General features: G+C 60.4%; 25 protein-coding genes. 11 read left to right on the top strand and 14 right to left on the bottom strand.

Annotated features, from left to right (window positions below):
• Nucleotides 1-5: 5 nt before the first annotated feature.
• The 3 genes from AC1DLV_RS28865 to AC1DLV_RS28855 all read right to left on the bottom strand — a co-directional run bounded on the left by AC1DLV_RS28865 (nucleotide 6) and on the right by AC1DLV_RS28855 (nucleotide 2,644).
• Nucleotides 6-1,841, bottom strand: coding sequence for a terminase large subunit (locus AC1DLV_RS28865; protein ID WP_476803463.1), 1,836 nt, complete (start codon nucleotides 1,839-1,841; stop codon nucleotides 6-8).
• Complete coding sequence (locus tag AC1DLV_RS28860) at nucleotides 1,786-2,217, bottom strand: P27 family phage terminase small subunit (RefSeq protein ID WP_476803462.1); 432 nt, start codon at nucleotides 2,215-2,217, stop codon at nucleotides 1,786-1,788. The genes AC1DLV_RS28865 and AC1DLV_RS28860 overlap by 56 nt, the downstream gene beginning before the upstream one ends.
• A 112-nt stretch (nucleotides 2,218-2,329) precedes the next feature.
• A complete protein-coding gene (locus AC1DLV_RS28855) occupies nucleotides 2,330-2,644 on the bottom strand; it encodes an HNH endonuclease (RefSeq protein WP_476803461.1) in 315 nt (104 codons plus the stop codon).
• 45 nt (nucleotides 2,645-2,689) lie between these two features.
• On the opposite strand from AC1DLV_RS28855, the gene AC1DLV_RS28850 reads away from it, so the two are divergent.
• Nucleotides 2,690-2,893 carry a hypothetical protein gene (locus AC1DLV_RS28850; protein ID WP_476803460.1) on the top strand — a complete coding sequence of 68 codons (204 nt, stop codon included), beginning with the start codon at nucleotides 2,690-2,692 and terminating at the stop codon, nucleotides 2,891-2,893.
• Between the two features lie 118 nt (nucleotides 2,894-3,011).
• Here AC1DLV_RS28850 and nusG read toward each other — a convergent pair whose 3' ends face one another.
• From nusG to AC1DLV_RS28795, 11 genes are all read right to left on the bottom strand, one after another.
• Nucleotides 3,012-3,611, bottom strand: a complete 600-nt coding sequence (nusG, locus tag AC1DLV_RS28845) for a transcription termination/antitermination protein NusG (RefSeq protein WP_476803459.1) — start codon at nucleotides 3,609-3,611, stop codon at nucleotides 3,012-3,014.
• Nucleotides 3,608-3,856 (bottom strand): hypothetical protein, encoded by a 249-nt coding sequence (locus AC1DLV_RS28840; protein WP_476803458.1) that lies wholly within the window; start codon nucleotides 3,854-3,856, stop codon nucleotides 3,608-3,610. Before AC1DLV_RS28840 ends, nusG begins: the two co-directional genes overlap by 4 nt.
• A gap of 203 nt (nucleotides 3,857-4,059) precedes the next feature.
• The gene (locus AC1DLV_RS28835) at nucleotides 4,060-4,458 is read right to left on the bottom strand and encodes a hypothetical protein (protein WP_476803457.1); all 399 of its coding nucleotides are present in this window, start codon (nucleotides 4,456-4,458) and stop codon (nucleotides 4,060-4,062) included.
• Between the two features lie 3 nt (nucleotides 4,459-4,461).
• Entirely contained in the window at nucleotides 4,462-4,713 is a 252-nt protein-coding gene (locus AC1DLV_RS28830) for a hypothetical protein (RefSeq protein WP_476836320.1), read from the bottom strand.
• A gap of 130 nt (nucleotides 4,714-4,843) precedes the next feature.
• Nucleotides 4,844-5,695 (bottom strand): hypothetical protein, encoded by an 852-nt coding sequence (locus AC1DLV_RS28825; protein WP_476803455.1) that lies wholly within the window; start codon nucleotides 5,693-5,695, stop codon nucleotides 4,844-4,846.
• Nucleotides 5,692-6,072 (bottom strand): RusA family crossover junction endodeoxyribonuclease, encoded by a 381-nt coding sequence (locus tag AC1DLV_RS28820; RefSeq protein WP_476803454.1) that lies wholly within the window; start codon nucleotides 6,070-6,072, stop codon nucleotides 5,692-5,694. The genes AC1DLV_RS28825 and AC1DLV_RS28820 overlap by 4 nt, the downstream gene beginning before the upstream one ends.
• Entirely contained in the window at nucleotides 6,069-6,284 is a 216-nt protein-coding gene (locus tag AC1DLV_RS28815) for a hypothetical protein (protein ID WP_476803453.1), read from the bottom strand. Before AC1DLV_RS28815 ends, AC1DLV_RS28820 begins: the two co-directional genes overlap by 4 nt.
• Nucleotides 6,285-6,653 (bottom strand): hypothetical protein, encoded by a 369-nt coding sequence (locus AC1DLV_RS28810; protein WP_476803452.1) that lies wholly within the window; start codon nucleotides 6,651-6,653, stop codon nucleotides 6,285-6,287. It abuts the gene before it with no gap.
• Between the two features lie 230 nt (nucleotides 6,654-6,883).
• The gene (locus tag AC1DLV_RS28805; RefSeq protein ID WP_476803451.1) at nucleotides 6,884-7,300 is read right to left on the bottom strand and encodes a hypothetical protein; all 417 of its coding nucleotides are present in this window, start codon (nucleotides 7,298-7,300) and stop codon (nucleotides 6,884-6,886) included.
• A gap of 354 nt (nucleotides 7,301-7,654) precedes the next feature.
• Nucleotides 7,655-8,368, bottom strand: coding sequence for a hypothetical protein (locus tag AC1DLV_RS28800; RefSeq protein ID WP_476803450.1), 714 nt, complete (start codon nucleotides 8,366-8,368; stop codon nucleotides 7,655-7,657).
• Complete coding sequence (locus tag AC1DLV_RS28795) at nucleotides 8,369-8,566, bottom strand: hypothetical protein (protein WP_476803449.1); 198 nt, start codon at nucleotides 8,564-8,566, stop codon at nucleotides 8,369-8,371. It lies immediately after the preceding gene.
• A 79-nt stretch (nucleotides 8,567-8,645) separates the two neighbouring features.
• Between AC1DLV_RS28795 and AC1DLV_RS28790 the strand changes: the two genes are divergently transcribed.
• The 10 genes from AC1DLV_RS28790 (at nucleotide 8,646) to AC1DLV_RS28745 (ending at nucleotide 14,117) form a co-directional block, all read left to right on the top strand.
• Nucleotides 8,646-9,041, top strand: a complete 396-nt coding sequence (locus tag AC1DLV_RS28790; RefSeq protein ID WP_476803448.1) for a hypothetical protein — start codon at nucleotides 8,646-8,648, stop codon at nucleotides 9,039-9,041.
• Between the two features lie 456 nt (nucleotides 9,042-9,497).
• Nucleotides 9,498-9,716 carry an Arc family DNA-binding protein gene (locus tag AC1DLV_RS28785; RefSeq protein ID WP_476803447.1) on the top strand — a complete coding sequence of 73 codons (219 nt, stop codon included), beginning with the start codon at nucleotides 9,498-9,500 and terminating at the stop codon, nucleotides 9,714-9,716.
• Nucleotides 9,717-9,887: 171 nt separating this feature from the next.
• Complete coding sequence (locus AC1DLV_RS28780; protein WP_476803446.1) at nucleotides 9,888-10,361, top strand: hypothetical protein; 474 nt, start codon at nucleotides 9,888-9,890, stop codon at nucleotides 10,359-10,361.
• 26 nt (nucleotides 10,362-10,387) lie between these two features.
• Nucleotides 10,388-10,753, top strand: coding sequence for a hypothetical protein (locus AC1DLV_RS28775; RefSeq protein ID WP_476803445.1), 366 nt, complete (start codon nucleotides 10,388-10,390; stop codon nucleotides 10,751-10,753).
• Nucleotides 10,754-10,856: 103 nt separating this feature from the next.
• Nucleotides 10,857-11,057 (top strand): hypothetical protein, encoded by a 201-nt coding sequence (locus tag AC1DLV_RS28770; RefSeq protein WP_476803444.1) that lies wholly within the window; start codon nucleotides 10,857-10,859, stop codon nucleotides 11,055-11,057.
• The gene (locus AC1DLV_RS28765) at nucleotides 11,054-12,064 is read left to right on the top strand and encodes a hypothetical protein (RefSeq protein ID WP_476803443.1); all 1,011 of its coding nucleotides are present in this window, start codon (nucleotides 11,054-11,056) and stop codon (nucleotides 12,062-12,064) included. The genes AC1DLV_RS28770 and AC1DLV_RS28765 overlap by 4 nt, the downstream gene beginning before the upstream one ends.
• Entirely contained in the window at nucleotides 12,061-13,071 is a 1,011-nt protein-coding gene (gene bet / locus AC1DLV_RS28760) for a phage recombination protein Bet (protein ID WP_476803442.1), read from the top strand. Before AC1DLV_RS28765 ends, bet begins: the two co-directional genes overlap by 4 nt.
• 4 nt (nucleotides 13,072-13,075) lie before the next feature.
• Nucleotides 13,076-13,492 (top strand): hypothetical protein, encoded by a 417-nt coding sequence (locus tag AC1DLV_RS28755; protein WP_476803441.1) that lies wholly within the window; start codon nucleotides 13,076-13,078, stop codon nucleotides 13,490-13,492.
• Nucleotides 13,489-13,704 carry a hypothetical protein gene (locus tag AC1DLV_RS28750; RefSeq protein ID WP_476803440.1) on the top strand — a complete coding sequence of 72 codons (216 nt, stop codon included), beginning with the start codon at nucleotides 13,489-13,491 and terminating at the stop codon, nucleotides 13,702-13,704. The genes AC1DLV_RS28755 and AC1DLV_RS28750 overlap by 4 nt, the downstream gene beginning before the upstream one ends.
• Nucleotides 13,704-14,117 (top strand): HNH endonuclease signature motif containing protein, encoded by a 414-nt coding sequence (locus AC1DLV_RS28745; RefSeq protein WP_476803439.1) that lies wholly within the window; start codon nucleotides 13,704-13,706, stop codon nucleotides 14,115-14,117. The genes AC1DLV_RS28750 and AC1DLV_RS28745 overlap by 1 nt, the downstream gene beginning before the upstream one ends.
• Nucleotides 14,118-14,891: the final 774 nt, after the last annotated feature.

Here is a 14,891-nt window from a genome sequence, read left to right as displayed (position 1 = left end):
TATCCCTATGCGACTTCCCAGAAGGAGACCCCGGCGTCGACTTCGTTCATTGTCGCCGCGCCGGTGGCCATGGCGATCGTCACCAGGCCATCCATGCGGCCGCGAGCCCGCTTCTTGTCGAAAGCCCGGTTTTTCTGCCCGTCGGTGATCAGTTGCGCGTTCGCCGCGCAGGAATACGTAACCTTCGAGGCATCGATCGTGATGGTTTTCGTCAGGATGCGGTCTTCGAGCCGTTCGATTGACCGCGGCATGCACAACTGCCGGTCTTCGAACATGACGCGCGTGCCCTGCGCATGCGAAACAAGCTTGAGCCCCTGCCCTTGTGGCTTGTCCGGCCCCATGTAGCGCCAGACCGGAAGGCCGATTTCCTCGCACGCCGCCATGAAATCGGCGATGCCGGCGGGGTCAAAGGCCAGGAAGTGGACGTCGTGCTCGGCTATGAGCTCGGCAATCCGCGCCGCGACAAAGGTTTTGTCGATTACAGCGCCGTCGACGGCAGAGAAATCTATCTCTGGGTCATCGGCCCACTGGTCATAGGGCGTGTTGTCCGCCTTCGACCGATCAGCAATTCCGTCCTTCGTCGTCCAGTACCAGGTCTTGGCGTAGAGGTGCGGCTGGCCGTCCTTCTCGCCATCCCACACCGCTGTGAGCGCAGTCAGGTCGTTTTTCTGCGACAGATCGAGCGAGAGCCAGCACTTGAGGCCTTTCATCGCCTCGATATCTACGTGACCCTGGACGGCTTCCCATGCCGACTCGTCAATCCAGAACTCGGCGGACCCGATCGGGATGCCGAAATAGAGCCGCTTCACCGAAAACGAGGTTGAAAGCAGCACCTTCGCGGTGTTGACCTCGCCCCTGATGTTCTCAATCGGGAAGGTTATCCCGAGCGCAGGCAGCGCCTTTTGCCAGCACGCCTCATTGTCGAAGACCGTTTCCCGATCCTTCTTGTCGACGCGGGCAACAAAGGCAAAGGCCTCGTCGTCAATGATCTCGCCGCGCGCGACCTTCTGATAGAACTCCGAATAGTCGGTCCCGACGATCTGCGTCATGGCCGGCGTGTTGGTGCCCAAGAGCATCAGCGCATCGCCGGGCATTTTCGCAATGGCGCGCTTCCACGTCTCAATCGACGTGTTGTTCTTGAACTCGTGGATCTCGTCGGCCGCCACCAGCGTCGGGCGCGGGCCGGAAATGGCCTCGCCGTTGGCTAGAGACTGGAACTTCGAGCCCGATTCCGGGAATTCGATCTTCCAGGCGTTATCCAATTCGCCGCGGATGACGACTTCGCCGCGCTCTTCGAGCGTGTCTGTCTCGTCTCCGCCGGGTATTGGCGCCCGGCACATGGCAACCGCATCCTTGAAAAGGACGTTCGCGGTGGCCCGATCCTGGCCGATTGAATAGACCTCGGCGCGCTGGATGCCGTACCAGCCACCCATGTACAGGCCGATTGCCGCCATCAGAGGGCTTTTGGCCTGTCCTTTGCCCGTCTCCAGCCAACCAGACCGGAAACGCATCCGGCCGCTGTCTTTCCGCCAGCCGAACAGCGAACCGACGCAGAAGGCGTGCCATGGCAGCGGTTCGAACGGATCACCAGCTTTCGCGCCTGCAGTAATCGACAGCACGGCTGGGAAAAACCCGAGTGCCCTGCCTGCGATCTCCGGCCGCCAGTGCAGGCCGCGCGCCTTTCCGTCCTTCAAATCCTTGAGGTGACGCTCTGCGGCGCTGGCTACCAGTTCCCCGACAACGACTTTGCCAGCGACAACCGACCGCGCCCAAAGCGTGGTCGGATCATTTGGCAACCGTTCGGAGGTAGCTGTCCGCTGCGCGGGCTGCTTTTTTGACACGGCTCACCTTCCCGGCCTTGCCGCGGCTGTCGGGGCTGATGCCGAGAGACTTCTCAAGCGCCACGATCTTCTCGGCAGACTGGTTCATGACAGACCAGTGGGGGTTCCACTGGCCGACCTTTGCCCGCTTGCCCTTGAGGACCGGGCCATGCTCGGCGACGTGCCGGCTCGACCGCTCATACTGAATTCGGAATTCAACCAGGCGCCGGATCGCATGTCCGTTCGCAACCGTGAGCGTGTTGGTGTCCGAAAGCTCTCGCGTGACGACGCCCCACTCATCATGCGCCGACACGATGTCGAACTCGTCAGCGTAGAGTTGCGACCAATCCGGCTCGACCGGAAGGCCGTCACCACCATCAATCGCCGCTAGCGTCATCTGTTTCCCCTACGGGGAAGTCGACATCCCCCCATCTCAAAATTGTTCTCGGTGCGAATGTCGGCCCCAGCCGGTGGAGGGCCCCGGAGGCTGTAGAGACTTGCACCCCCCCCTATCGCCTTGCCCATGGGTGGTTCGGATCGTTCGGCCTGCCCGATGCATCGCATCCCCTAACGATGAACTGGCCACCTGATCTACGGTTGCCGTTCATGTCTTCCTTGGCCTGGTTGTCATGCTGCCTGCATAGGTCACGGCAATTGGATGGATGGTCTGCCCCACCCTTGCGACGAGATACGATGTGATCGCAGACTATGGCGCGCTGATCGCAGCCGGGTATCTCGCATGTGCCGCCTGATCTGCGACGGACCTGAGCCTTGATGCTCTTCCACAGGGGCGACGAGTAGAAGGGATCAGCGATCTTGTGCATTGTTCAGGCTGGTGGTTTGCTCGGCCATGAAACCGAGGGGCTTACATGGCGCGCAAGGAAATCACATGGGATGGGCTTGGCAAGTTCAGCGTCGATGACGACGGGCGCCTGTACTGGGATGGTCAGGCTGTCGTGCTGGAGCAACGCATCACGCTGAAGGGCTATGAGCTAGTACTAGCCACGGTCGCAGCAACAGGTGCTGCGCTCGCTGGCATTCACCCGTTCGGAGTGTCGCTCGGCTGGTGGTGATTTCTGGATATGCTTCGCAATGCGGAGGGTGGCGATCTACCCTCCTTTGAGGCCCGGCGGGACGACGTCCGCTACAGAACAGCCTATATGTTGCGCCTAGCAAATCAGTTGGCACAATTTATGCGACTAGAGATACATCGTCAACGGATAGCTCGATCGTCCCCAAGTTCTTCAGCTTGTCCATGATGATCTTGATTGTCTGGCGCCCGGTGACAGAGGAAACGCGCCCGATTTCGTTCTCCAGGAAGCCGGTTTTGACCGCCACCTGCGACCCTGCTGGGTAGATGTCGGACAAGGCGCGACCAGACACACGGCGCTCAGCCATGGCGCGCGCAACACGATCGTCGGCCAGCGCTTCGAATATTTTCATCTCGGCAGTGCGGAGGATGACGATCTCTGCCGGCCGCAGCCGCAACGGCCTACCGTTGACGTTGACCGTGTCGGATACCGACCGAAGGTTCTTCAGCGTGTAGAAGTCTTCCACATCCTCGACGAACACATAGCCGGGAATGAGCGGAAACCACCGCTTGATCAGCTTCTTGGTGCGGTGATGGACTATGTCTTTCACCTCGATCGGCATGTAGCACGAGAAGCCGGCATCGGTGAGTTCGAGCTCGGCCTTGGAAAACCGAGCGTCACGCGGATCAGGGCGCTGTGCCCCAGGTGCTGTGCGAACTACGTACCAGGACAGCAGCTTATCGTCAGTGGAAGGCTTCATGCGGGGATATCTCCGGTGAAAAGCATCACAGGCGGGTGCCCGCTGCCGACGACACGCAGGATGATAGGTGCGCCTGCGACCAGTGCCGCCAGTTCCTCAGGCGTCGGGAACCATGCTGTTTCCATGGCTGGTGTGTTCGGGCCGGTCACCGAGTCATCGATGACGATGTCTCGAAGCGGCAACCCGAGATAACCTTGGGCTTTGCCTATGACGCGGGTGCAGCCTTGGATGCGACCGATCTGCATTCAGCGCGTCTCCTCTTCCGGCAGTGCGGGGCTGGACGGCCTGCAATACGCCACCGCTGACCGCCTCGCGTCACCAGTCGCGGTTTCATCGAAGCGGATGGAGGCCAAGGCCTCAAAGCAATCAGCCTTGGATGGCATCTCCGTCTGGTGGAAAATCCCGCAACCACCCCACGAAATTCCCGCGCAAACAACAAGAAACCAAGTCATTGGCGTGCCTCCCCATACAAAAACGAGACGAACGGCAGGGACACCGGAACACGCTCGAATGCTGAGCCCTTGCCCGTCGGATGCGCCGATGTGATGGTGCGGATGGTGATGGCCTTGATCTTCAGTTCGCGGCCGACTTCAGACTGGAGTTCCCAGATCGTAGATCGGCGGCGCGACGCAGGCATCGCGGAAACGTTGGCTGGCCGAGGCGACTTTGCACGGCCAATCTTGGCGCGCGAATCGCGCGACCACTGGCGGCGCCGCTCGGCGAAGATCGGATCAACCGCGGCCATGACGGTATCGCCATTGACGCCGAATGTCCGGCCTATTTCACGCCAGGAATGGCCTGCCGACCGCATCCTGCGAGCTTCTGCGACGTGATGTTCCTGCAGCATGACCTATTGCTCCTGCATGCCAACGCGCTCGCGCGCTTTCGGATTGTCTTTGACCTGCGCGACCAACTCGGGGTCGAGCGTCGGAGTGAATGCGTCGGCCGTTTTCTCGTAGCTGGCGTGGAAATCGGCGAGCACGCGTTGAACGCGGGCTATCTGCTCCGGTGTCCGTGCCTGTACGGGCCGATGGGCGGCGTATTCCTCCGCGATCTTGCGGCGGCGAGCCATGCGCTCGCGGTAATCTTCGTGCGGTTTCATGGTCTTGTCGCACTGTCCGCGAAGCTCGGGAGGAGCCGGAAAGAACGGATGGCCGAGAGCGTTCCGAAGGATGGCCTTGACGGCTTCGGCCAGGCCGAACCGGGTCACACCTTCGAGGGCGACGTAGTAGCTAGCCCTGTCCAACGTCTCCGAGGAGGTTTGCCGGGATGGCAAACCGGCGAGCGATGCCAGTGCCGCCGCTTTCTCCCCTTCCGTGGCCATCTGCCAAACGTCGATCTGGTGGGCTGGTAGTCTGGTCATTCGGGAGAACTCCCATTCGTTGCGCGTCTTGTCGGAACATTTCGCCGATGGTGGGCGGCTTCGGCGGCGGCCGGATGGCGGCTGAAATCCACGGAACTGGGTCGCCAATGCGCTCAGCCTCGGCTTGCTGAATTTTCTGGAGAACGAGCCGGCAATCGTCGCGGGCGTCGCGGAGCCACTTGCCAACCATCGACTTGGCTGAGGCCGTGGTCTTGCCGGTCAAACGGGCTATGGAAGCCACGCCTTCAGTCCAAACCTTTTCGCGAAAGTCGACCGGCCCCGCCGATGCGCTAGCATCGGATATCTGGCTTCTGGCTTCTGGCTTCTGGGCTTTATCCTCGGCCTTTTCCGGGGGGTTAACCCCCTGCTTAAGCCTTGGGTTGCCACCCCGTTTACCGTTGGCTTTATCCGCCTCGGCCTTTTCATAATCGCGCTGCATGCGGCGGCTGACGATCACACCGTCGTCGTCACGACTGAACACGCCAGCGGCTTCGAGCTCTGCCAGCAGGCCAGCAATCTCGTCGATCGACGAGCCCGCCAGTGACGCAAGCTGCCTGTCTGATACCGGCCTGGAATTGACACGCAGCGACCCGTACGGCTGAGCCTCGTGCATGATGCACAGCATCTCCATCCAAAGCCCGCGCGCGCCCACGGAGCACATGCGCAGGGCAGGATCGGCACGCCAGTCGCTTGGATAGAACTTGAGCCAAGGGGCGCTCATGCGGCCAACGCCTCCACGCTTGGCATGATGAGGACGACGCATTCGTCGGTCATGCCGTGATCCCATTGCATGGTGAACCGCTCGACCAGATTGTCGTTCTTGATGATCCCGTAGTGCTGGAGGGCGTCGAAGATCGGCTTTGACCGATTGTCGATGTCTTGCCGCAAGTTCGGGCGCTTGAGCGCTATTGCAGCCGAGAACGGGATCGAGATCGGCGTTTCATTGCGGCCGCGGATGAAGTAGCCGGCATCCTCGCGCCACTTCGCGTATTCAGGCGACAGGCGCCGTGTCTTGCCCCAGCCAACATACATGTCCCAGAGGGACGGCGGATAGGGCATGACGATGCGAATAGCGGGCTGGATGACGTGCGTGGTCAAGCGCGTGACCTCGCAACTTCGACGTCGACCGCCTTGCGATAGTCGGCGGCAATCTCATTGAGCACGGCGACTTCCTCGCGCTTGTGCTCGATCTCGTGGTCTGGTCGCTTGCTACGGCCGGCCGAGAACGTCTCAATCCATGTCATCTTGGAGCGGATCATTCCGACAACCATGTCCAGCTTGGTGGTGTAAGTGATGGGATGTCGGGTCATTTACCCTCGACCGGCTTCTTGGCGACGGGCGCACGCTCGTTCTGCTCGAACAGCCGGCACGACTTTCGCATGATGAGGGATGAGCCGATTGGCCTTGTTGAGGATTGGGCGCGTGCAGCGCTGTTTTTTGAGTTCGCAGGGCGTGGCTTTGTGCCTTTTGCCGAAATAGGCTGGAGCCTTCACGTACTCGGCGACGCCCCCCCCTGCCTGCCGCTTTTTACCAATCAGGCGCCACCAGATGCATTCGCGGCAGGTGGTGCCCTCCGGGCCAGTGCCCGCGATATGCGCTTGCCCGAGAAACGTCTCGCGGATCGGGCTGTCGCACTTGGCTTCGGTCAGGTGTTCGCTAAAAAGAAGATGCTCGCCCATGGTCAGTACCCCCTCGACCCGGCGAAGAAGCAAAGCGGCGCTTGGTGAGCGTCGGCGGGCGATGGATATAGCAGCCAGAGGCCACCCAAGATTGCCGCCCAAACCAAAAGGCAGAGAATGCAGCCGAACGGCACAGCCCAGCGCGAACGGGGAAGTTCATCCTCGCAAGCGGCGAAGCAACCGCAGGCCGGCCAAGTCTCGCAATATGGTTCGCTGCGGTCTGACATCACTCAGAATCCTTCTGTTCGTCCGGTTGCGGTCTTGCCCTTCGTCGCCTTCTTCGCTTGCACGCGCGCCAGAAGCGTTTCAGTCTCGCGCGCAAGATCATCAAAAGTGTCATCGGGGTTCAGGGCCTTCTCGATTGTGAGTTCGTGCTGCAATGCCTGGATCTGCCGCTCGCACAGGTCCAGGTAGGCAGTCCTGATACGCCCCATAAGTCCCGCTTCGACCGTCTTGGCGCGGCCTATGCGGAGATTGTTCAGTGACCAGAAAGGAAGGCCGTAGCGGTTCGCGAGGCGGCTCAAAGCGCCATCACTGTCGCCCCAACCCCGCGTTTCCTTCTCGACCATGCGACGGACATAGCCCGCCGCAACATCGGCGCTACTCATGACTTCATGCACCTTCTGCTGAATTTCTTTGCACTTCATGCTGGCAATCCTTCGCTAGGTTCCACCTATGAGCGAAGGGCAACAGAAGGGGTTGAACGACGGACCACAGAAGTGGACCGACGACGATGCGAAGGACGCGCGTAGGCTCTTGGCGGAACTGCACGCGCGGCAAGGAAAGGCATCGGGACGCCTTCAAGGGCCCGAAAAAACTCTTGGTGAGCCGAGCAGGCGCGGAAATGCTGCCGCTCAAGGCACCCAACTTTCGATTGACTTCAGCCGGGTGACACCGGCCGAAACCCGCGGGGAGGCAAGCGCGAAGCGCCGTAACCTCCCCGCGGAAACCTGCTGCCAGGCGGGGGTACGCGGGGATAGGCAGCAGGGTCACTGAGCCGGTCACGTTGCAACGCTCCCGGTTTTATCGAGACGCCCGGCCTTGCCTTTGAGGAATGCCGGGACGTCGTCGTCTGAAAAAGAGGTGACGGCTTGCTCGGAATTGCACCCCATAGGATGACTCGGCCCAAGGCCGTCCTGACCGACGACGAGCGGACTAGGCTCATCGCTTTTTGCGCAGCTGGGTTCCGAGCTTGGCTTAGGCTCGCCGTCGTGAGCCTCGTAGGGAGACGGGTCAGGCAAATTTTCGATGACGACGCCATCAGCGTCATGGGCTACGGTTTCGGCCTCTTCACGATCGATCATGATGTCGATTGCAGTGATGAGCGCAGCCCTGCCCGCTTCGGTCTGCATGCCCTTGGCAACAGTCTCGACGAGCTTTGCTTGGGCGTAACCGTTGCCCTTTTCAGGGCCAAATTCTTCAATGATTTCTCGCGCGGCGCGCGGCGCACGAGCGACAGCCGTGATTTCCTCGAAGACCTCGTCGACCAGCGCGTCCTTTTCCTCGACTGCCATCTGATCTTTTTCGATGGCGCGACGGCGCTTGATCGCGGCCTTCACTGCATCGATCTCAAGCTTGATATTTGGCTTGGACATGCCGGCGGCGACCATCTGGTCGCGGTAAGCGTCGAAGCAATCCTTCTTGCCGCCGTTCAGGTCAGCAATGGACTGGTCATAGACGTCGATCTCGTCGGCGAGGCTCTTGCGGGTGATCATCTATGCGACCCCCGTCGGCGCCGCTTCGATAGCAGTCAGGATGCGGCGGCGCGTATCAGTGCGCGGCTCCCTGCCTTCTCGAAGCTGGAAGACGAAAAGCGGATCGCCAGCGAACTCTTTGCCAAACCGCGTAGGCGTCATCCCCTTGGCGGCGATGAACTGTTCGATGGTCTGACGGAAGGTTTCTATCTCGGTCATTCCCTATTCATAATAGGAAATTACCTACCAATCAAGAGGAATTTTCCTATTGGACGATAGGAAGGAAATTTGTGATTCAATGTCCATGAGCGAGCTGGCTGTAGAAACCCGAATGGACGCGCTGCGAAAGCGGCTGGTGAAGGCTGTGAAGGTCGATGGCGTCGTGACCTACCAAGACCTGTCGGAGGCCATTGGGAAGAACCCCACGTTCGTTCAGCAGTTCGTCACGAAGAAATCTCCGAAGCGGCTCTATGACGAGCACTACGATAAGATCATCAGCATCCTCGATGCCAAAGGGCGCGCCAGCTCGGAAACATCCGCCAGCGCGCCTGGTGCCGATAATCCGCTTCTACGTCAGGCGTTCGAACGCCTAGCCAAATACCCAGACTTGCACGACAAGATCATTAGCTACGTCGAGTTTGAGATACATCGCTACGAGACCAACCTAGAGAAGGCGACCAAGCCGGCGTCGTGATCCAGATGGACGTCCCATCGTCCCCCGTCGAGACATTCCAGCGCAATTAGCATGTCGTCTGAGCATCGCCTGACGCGCTCTGCCGCATCGGAATGTTCGGCCAGTCCGCGCAGCTCGGTCATCGCGTCTTCATTTCGGCCCTTGTGCCGGTATTCTATTGCCATGGTGCTCGCCCCCCGCCGCCAGATGGATCTTCCGTCTCATTCCTGAACAAGCTAGCACTCCCTCGACTGTACGCATTGAACATAATAGGAACATATGCCTCGTTGCTGTCAACGCCCTGTGCAATGACCGCGTGGACAATGTCGGGTTAACAAGTGCTATCAGAGACTTAAAGCAATCTCTAAAATGCAAGGCAAGCACTGTGAATAACGGTGGCAAGTGGTACATCGATGGTATCTTAATCCCATCGCCGGGCCTATTTCGGCTGTGCTGGCTTTCGGCCATAAAGTGGTCATGTCACAGACCGACCCATCCAGCTTTCACCTTAGGTTGCCACCCGCGCTGCAGAAGCAAATCAAGCTTGCTGCGGTGGAGAACGACCGGAGCATCACTGCCGAGATCGTTGCTAGGCTGGAACGCACCTTCGCGGATAGCGATGCTGACCGCGCAAAAGCTGTGAAGCTGCTGGGAGACGCTTTGTCGATCCTCGATAAGGGCAGCAAGAAGAAATAGCCGGCTCACACGAATGAGGCTTTCGGCCCGCTTCGGCGGGCTTTTTTGCGTGCTCGATTCGCCCTTTTACACCCTACCCGCGAGATATTTCCTATCAGTAGTAATTTTCCTATTGACGGCTGATAGGGAATTTCCTATTGTCGTTTCATCACCTGCTGATGGAGCGAACCGATGGCAACCACCGAAACCCGCGAACAGCGCCAAGCCAAGATCGACGCCCGCGTTGCCGAGCTTCGCGCACAGGCTGATGTCAAGGAAGCCGAAGCCAACCGCCTTCACGGCACGGTCACCAAGGACGGCGCGTTCTGGACCCAGCCCGCTTATGGCAACGCCGCTGGCCGCTCCTTCGCCAACCAGCGCAACCGCGAACGCTCTAAGCTGATCAAGGCTGGCCAGATCGCTCAGGAAGCCGCCGACCTTCGCCAGCAGGCAAAAGCCATGGAGGCGCGCGGCGCGGTGATGGCAGGCGACGCCGCCGCCGAGCGTGCAGCCAAGGTGGCATCTGTCGAAGTCACTGTCGGCCAGATGGTCAACACCATCCACTTCGGTCTTCGCAAGGTTCTCAAGGTCAACGCCAAGACCGTCCTCGTTGAAGGCAGCTTCGGCCCGCTCAAGGTCGAAAAGAACTTTCTGGTGTCGGCATGAACCTCGCACAGCCAAGGAGCGAACCGATGGAACTCACCCAAGCCTTTGCGAAAGAATGTGGCTACGCAGGCAGCAGCCCGGCCATGCTCAAGGCGTTTGACGTGATCCGCCAACAGGGTATCCGCGAAGCTCGCAAGGCTCATTTCTCCCGCAAGCAGGTCACCGACGCGATCAAGCGCGATCCCGACCTGATCTCGGCGATGATCCACCCGGCGCAGTCGATCGACGAGGCGCTTGAAGACATCAATCATTGGCTGATCGCCTACCGGAGCGCGCCAACGCATCGCCGTCAGGCCCGCCGGCTCGAGGCAAGAAAGGCCACGGCGCTCCGCGTTAACCTCCGGTTCTTTCGGCGTTTCTCCGCCCAGATCATGGTTCGGGAGGCCGCGTAATGTTCTCCCACCTCATCAATCAAACCGACGCATTCGCCCGTGTCTGGCTCGCGCTCCTGTTCGCAGGTGTCGTCATCGGTCAAGTCGACAGGTGGCTTCCGTGATGCCCGGTTCCTCGCACGACGCCCAACTTCTTCGCTGTGACCTGATCAGCCTCAGGGAGTGGATCATCCACTGGAAGCGCAACGCCGCGCGCGACGAGCCCTGCACGCCGTCAAGCCTGATCCTCGCTCAATCCCACGTCGACAACGCACTGGTCGTTTTCGACCGCATGCAAACCGAACAGAAGGACCGCGCAGCATGAACCCGCAATACGCATGGTGGACCAAGGCTCTGGAACTCGGCGGCGGTCGCAAGCTCTCACGCGAGCAGCAGCAGGCGCTCGGTATCACCTCCGAGCCACAGGCTGGCTTTTACCGCAAGCGCAACAAGGGCGACCAGGATACCCCAGTCGCTATCTGGCACTTGCCGGGCGGCCTCGTCGCGACTGTCGGCGATGACCCCGTCAATCCGAACGATATCTGGACATGGTGCTGCCAGTGGCCGGTTACCGAACAGGTTTGGCGCGATGTCGCCGAAAACGGCAAGGCATGGCCGGACGACGCACCGGCGGTGCCGAAGGAGCACAACCAGTCGTCCGATCCGCATGAGGCGCTGACCATCGAATTCGCAGGCGAAAAGGAGCTTGCGGAATCGTTCCTGAAAACACCGGTCACGACACAGGAACAGGCCGATCAAGCGGCAGTCTGGTCGAAGCGTCTAGCCGGCATCGCCAAAAAGGCAACCGACCTTCACAAGGTGGAGAAGCAACCTCACCTCGACGGCGGCCGCAATGTTGATGACAAGTGGCGCGACCTGAAGGAAGGCCCAGACGCGCTGTCCAAGCAACTCAAGCGCCACATGGATGCATTCCTGCGCGAACAGGACCGGCTTGAACAGGAGCGCCAGCGCAAGGCCCGCGAGGATTTCGCCCGTATCCAACGCGAAGCCGAGCAAGCTGCGCTCCGCGCCATGCCAGATGACGACGAGGCCGCCGAGGCTGCAAAGGCCGATGCAGAGCGGCTCGCCAAACAGGCCGCCGATGCTGCACGCGAAGCTGAAGCCCGCAATTCCAGTGCTGGTCGCACCGGCGCGAAGGTCTCGCTCCGCACCTTCTACATCGCCGAGATAACCGACTTCGACGCCCTGCTCGCCTCAGTCAAGGACCGGATAGAGGTCCGCGACCTTGTTCAGTCCCTCGCCAATCGCGCGGCCAAGTCCGGCGTCGACCTCCCCGGCATGAAGATCGTTGAAGAAAGGCGCGCCGCATGAACGCCCTCGTCACCCTGCAGCCGCCGACTATGCCTCTTCTCAAGGAAGTGTCGGACGAGTTCGGCATTTCACTGACTGAATGGCGCGTCTTGGTCGACCAGATTTTTCCAACTGCCAAGAGCAACGAAGCCATCACCATGGCGCTGTCTTACTGTCGCGCCAGGAAGCTCGATATCTATAAGCGCCCCGTCCACATCGTCCCGATGTATTCGTCCGCCCTCAAGAAGATGGTCGAAACCGTCTGGCCCGGAATATCGGAAATTCGCACCACGGCGGCGCGCACCGGTGAGTATGCCGGTATCGACGAGGTCGTGTTTGGCCCGATGATCGAGCGCGAGTTCGTTGGCGAAAAGGACAAATGGGAAAAGGGAAAGAACGCCGGGTCAGAGAAACTCAGCAAGACGGTGCGCTTCCCCGAGTGGGCGAGTGTCGTTGTCTACCGCTGGGTCAAAGGCCACAAGGCCGCGTTCCACACCAAGATATTCTGGGAGGAAACTTACGCCGCCATCGGCAAGACCGAGGTCCCCAACGACATGTGGGGCAAGCGCCCGCGCGGTCAATTCGACAAATGCGTTGAGGCGGCCGCGCTGCGCAAGGCTTTCCCGGAAGAGGTCGGATCGATGTACGCCGCCGAGGAAATGGAGGGGCGGACCCTCATCGAGCACGAGCCTGCGCCTAGCAGGTCGGCCCCGGCCCCGATGCGCCCGCCTTCGCCGACTGCGGTCGTCGAGGAACCCGAAACCATCGACCACACCGAGATTGTCGAGGGAACGGGCGAAGCCGTCGACGCGATCATTGAAGGCGACGGCGAGGCTTTCGATGCCACCAAGTTCTTCTCCGAGCTGGAAACCCAGATGGCCGGCGCGATGGACGAAGCGACCGTCGAGGAAGTGTGGACGGCCCTCGACCCGGAAGGGACGTTCGACGGCGACGATCTGAACCTCGACATCGCGCACAAGATCAAGGCGCGCCGTCTAACCCAGCTTCACCCGCTGAATGGGATGTGACGCCATGGCGAAGCGCCCCGACAAGCCCGTCTATGCCTTCATCCGGCGTGGGAACACGTTGGTACCTGAAATGGAGTACGATCTCCGCGCGCTCGACGGCGTTGCCAACGGACAACGCATCCGCTTGGACGTCAAGCAGTGGCGCAACCTCGATCGCCTCAGAGCTTACTGGTGCACTCTGCAAGACTGCATCGACGCCACCGGCTGCGCCCCCACCAAGGAAGCGTTGGACTCCTATGTCCGCCCCGCCGTTGGCTTCGTCGATGCCATTCGTCTCGCCAGCGGTCACTTCGTCGGCGTCGGCCGCGCGATCAACACGCGGGACTGCAACGAACCGGAAATGATCGCCTTTTTCGAGAGCGTCAACGAGCTGCTCGCACGCGAATTCGGCTTCGTGTCGGAAAGGAAACATGCGGCATGAACAGGCTCATCACCCGCGCAATCGCCGCTTGGCTGGCCTATCGCGCATCCCGCCAGGTCGTTCGCCAACGCAAGCAGTTCGATCGCTCCAATCCGCACATCGTCGCCAAGGCCCGCGAGATCGAGCGGAAGCGCAAGCGGCATCTGCCGACGCGCGCTGACACGCTGGAGCTTCGCCGGATGAACACGCAGGCTTTGCGGGGTGGCGAGTAATGGCCAACCGCAAGGAATTCTCCACCAAGACCCGCAAGCAGGCTCTTCTACGCTCTACCAAGCGCTGCGAGGCTGTCGGCTCTTGGTACGGCCTCCCCGAAGGCATGCGCTGCACCCGCAATCTGGGCGAAGGCGTCGAATACGATCATCTGATCCTCGATGCCAATTCCAAGGACAACAGCCTCGAAAACTGCCGCGCGGTTTGCCCGAAGTGCCACGCTTGGAAGACAGCCAATCGCGACACGCCGACAGCAGCCAAGACGGTTCGCCAGTCCTTCATGGGCATGAAAACCAGGGCGAAGGTGAAAATCCCGTCTGCCCCATTCCAATCCACAAAATCCGCAGAACGTCAGACCAAGGCATCCGGCAAGCTACCAGTGCCAGCCGCTCGCCCAATCTATCAAACCCAATGAGGCCCGCATGTCTACCCCGCGTACATGCTCTATTCCTGACTGTGACCGTCCTGTTAAAACGCGAGGATGGTGTTCGCGCCACTATCAAAGGTGGTGGGCTCACGGCGATCCAAACGTTGCGCTTAGACCCGCAAATGGCGAAGCACAGAGCTACTTTCAAAATGTGGTTATGGCCTACGACGGAGAGGCATGCCTTACGTGGCCATTCGTGACTGTCGGGCTAGGTTACGCTCGCGTCAGGAACGACGGCAGACCGTTTCTCGTAACCCGCATGGTCTGCGAGCGCGTTTATGGCCCACCTCCGACGCCAAAGCATGAAGCGGCGCACTCGTGCGGCAACGGGCATCTTGGGTGCGTCACCAAGGGACACTTGTCTTGGAAAACACCTGCTGAGAACCACGCTGACAAGGTTCTGCATGGGACAGTCAGCCGTGGAGAGCGAAACGGACGAGCCAAACTCACCGAGGCGTCTGCTCGAAAAATCCGGGCGGCCAAGGGCGTTATGAGCCAGCGCGAACTAGCGAAAATATTCAATATTTCCACGTCTGCCGTTGGTGGAATCCACACCGGCGATAGATGGGGCTGGATCAGCCAAACAGACACCCAACACACCGCCAAACCCAATCTGTTCGCGCAGATAGACGCGAGGACGAGATGACCGGCTGGCGAGGTTTAGCTTTAGCCACAATCCTAGCCGGGTTGGCAGCAATCGACGCCGCGCCCCCGGCTCCCCGTCAACGAACCCGCTACAGGCCGCCAGAGCCGGATCACGAG

The sequence above is a fragment of the Aminobacter sp. 01T433 genome (assembly GCF_056398585.1).
The sequence above is the reverse complement of the archived record's forward strand: the minus strand, read 5'-3'. Positions and strand labels throughout refer to the sequence as shown.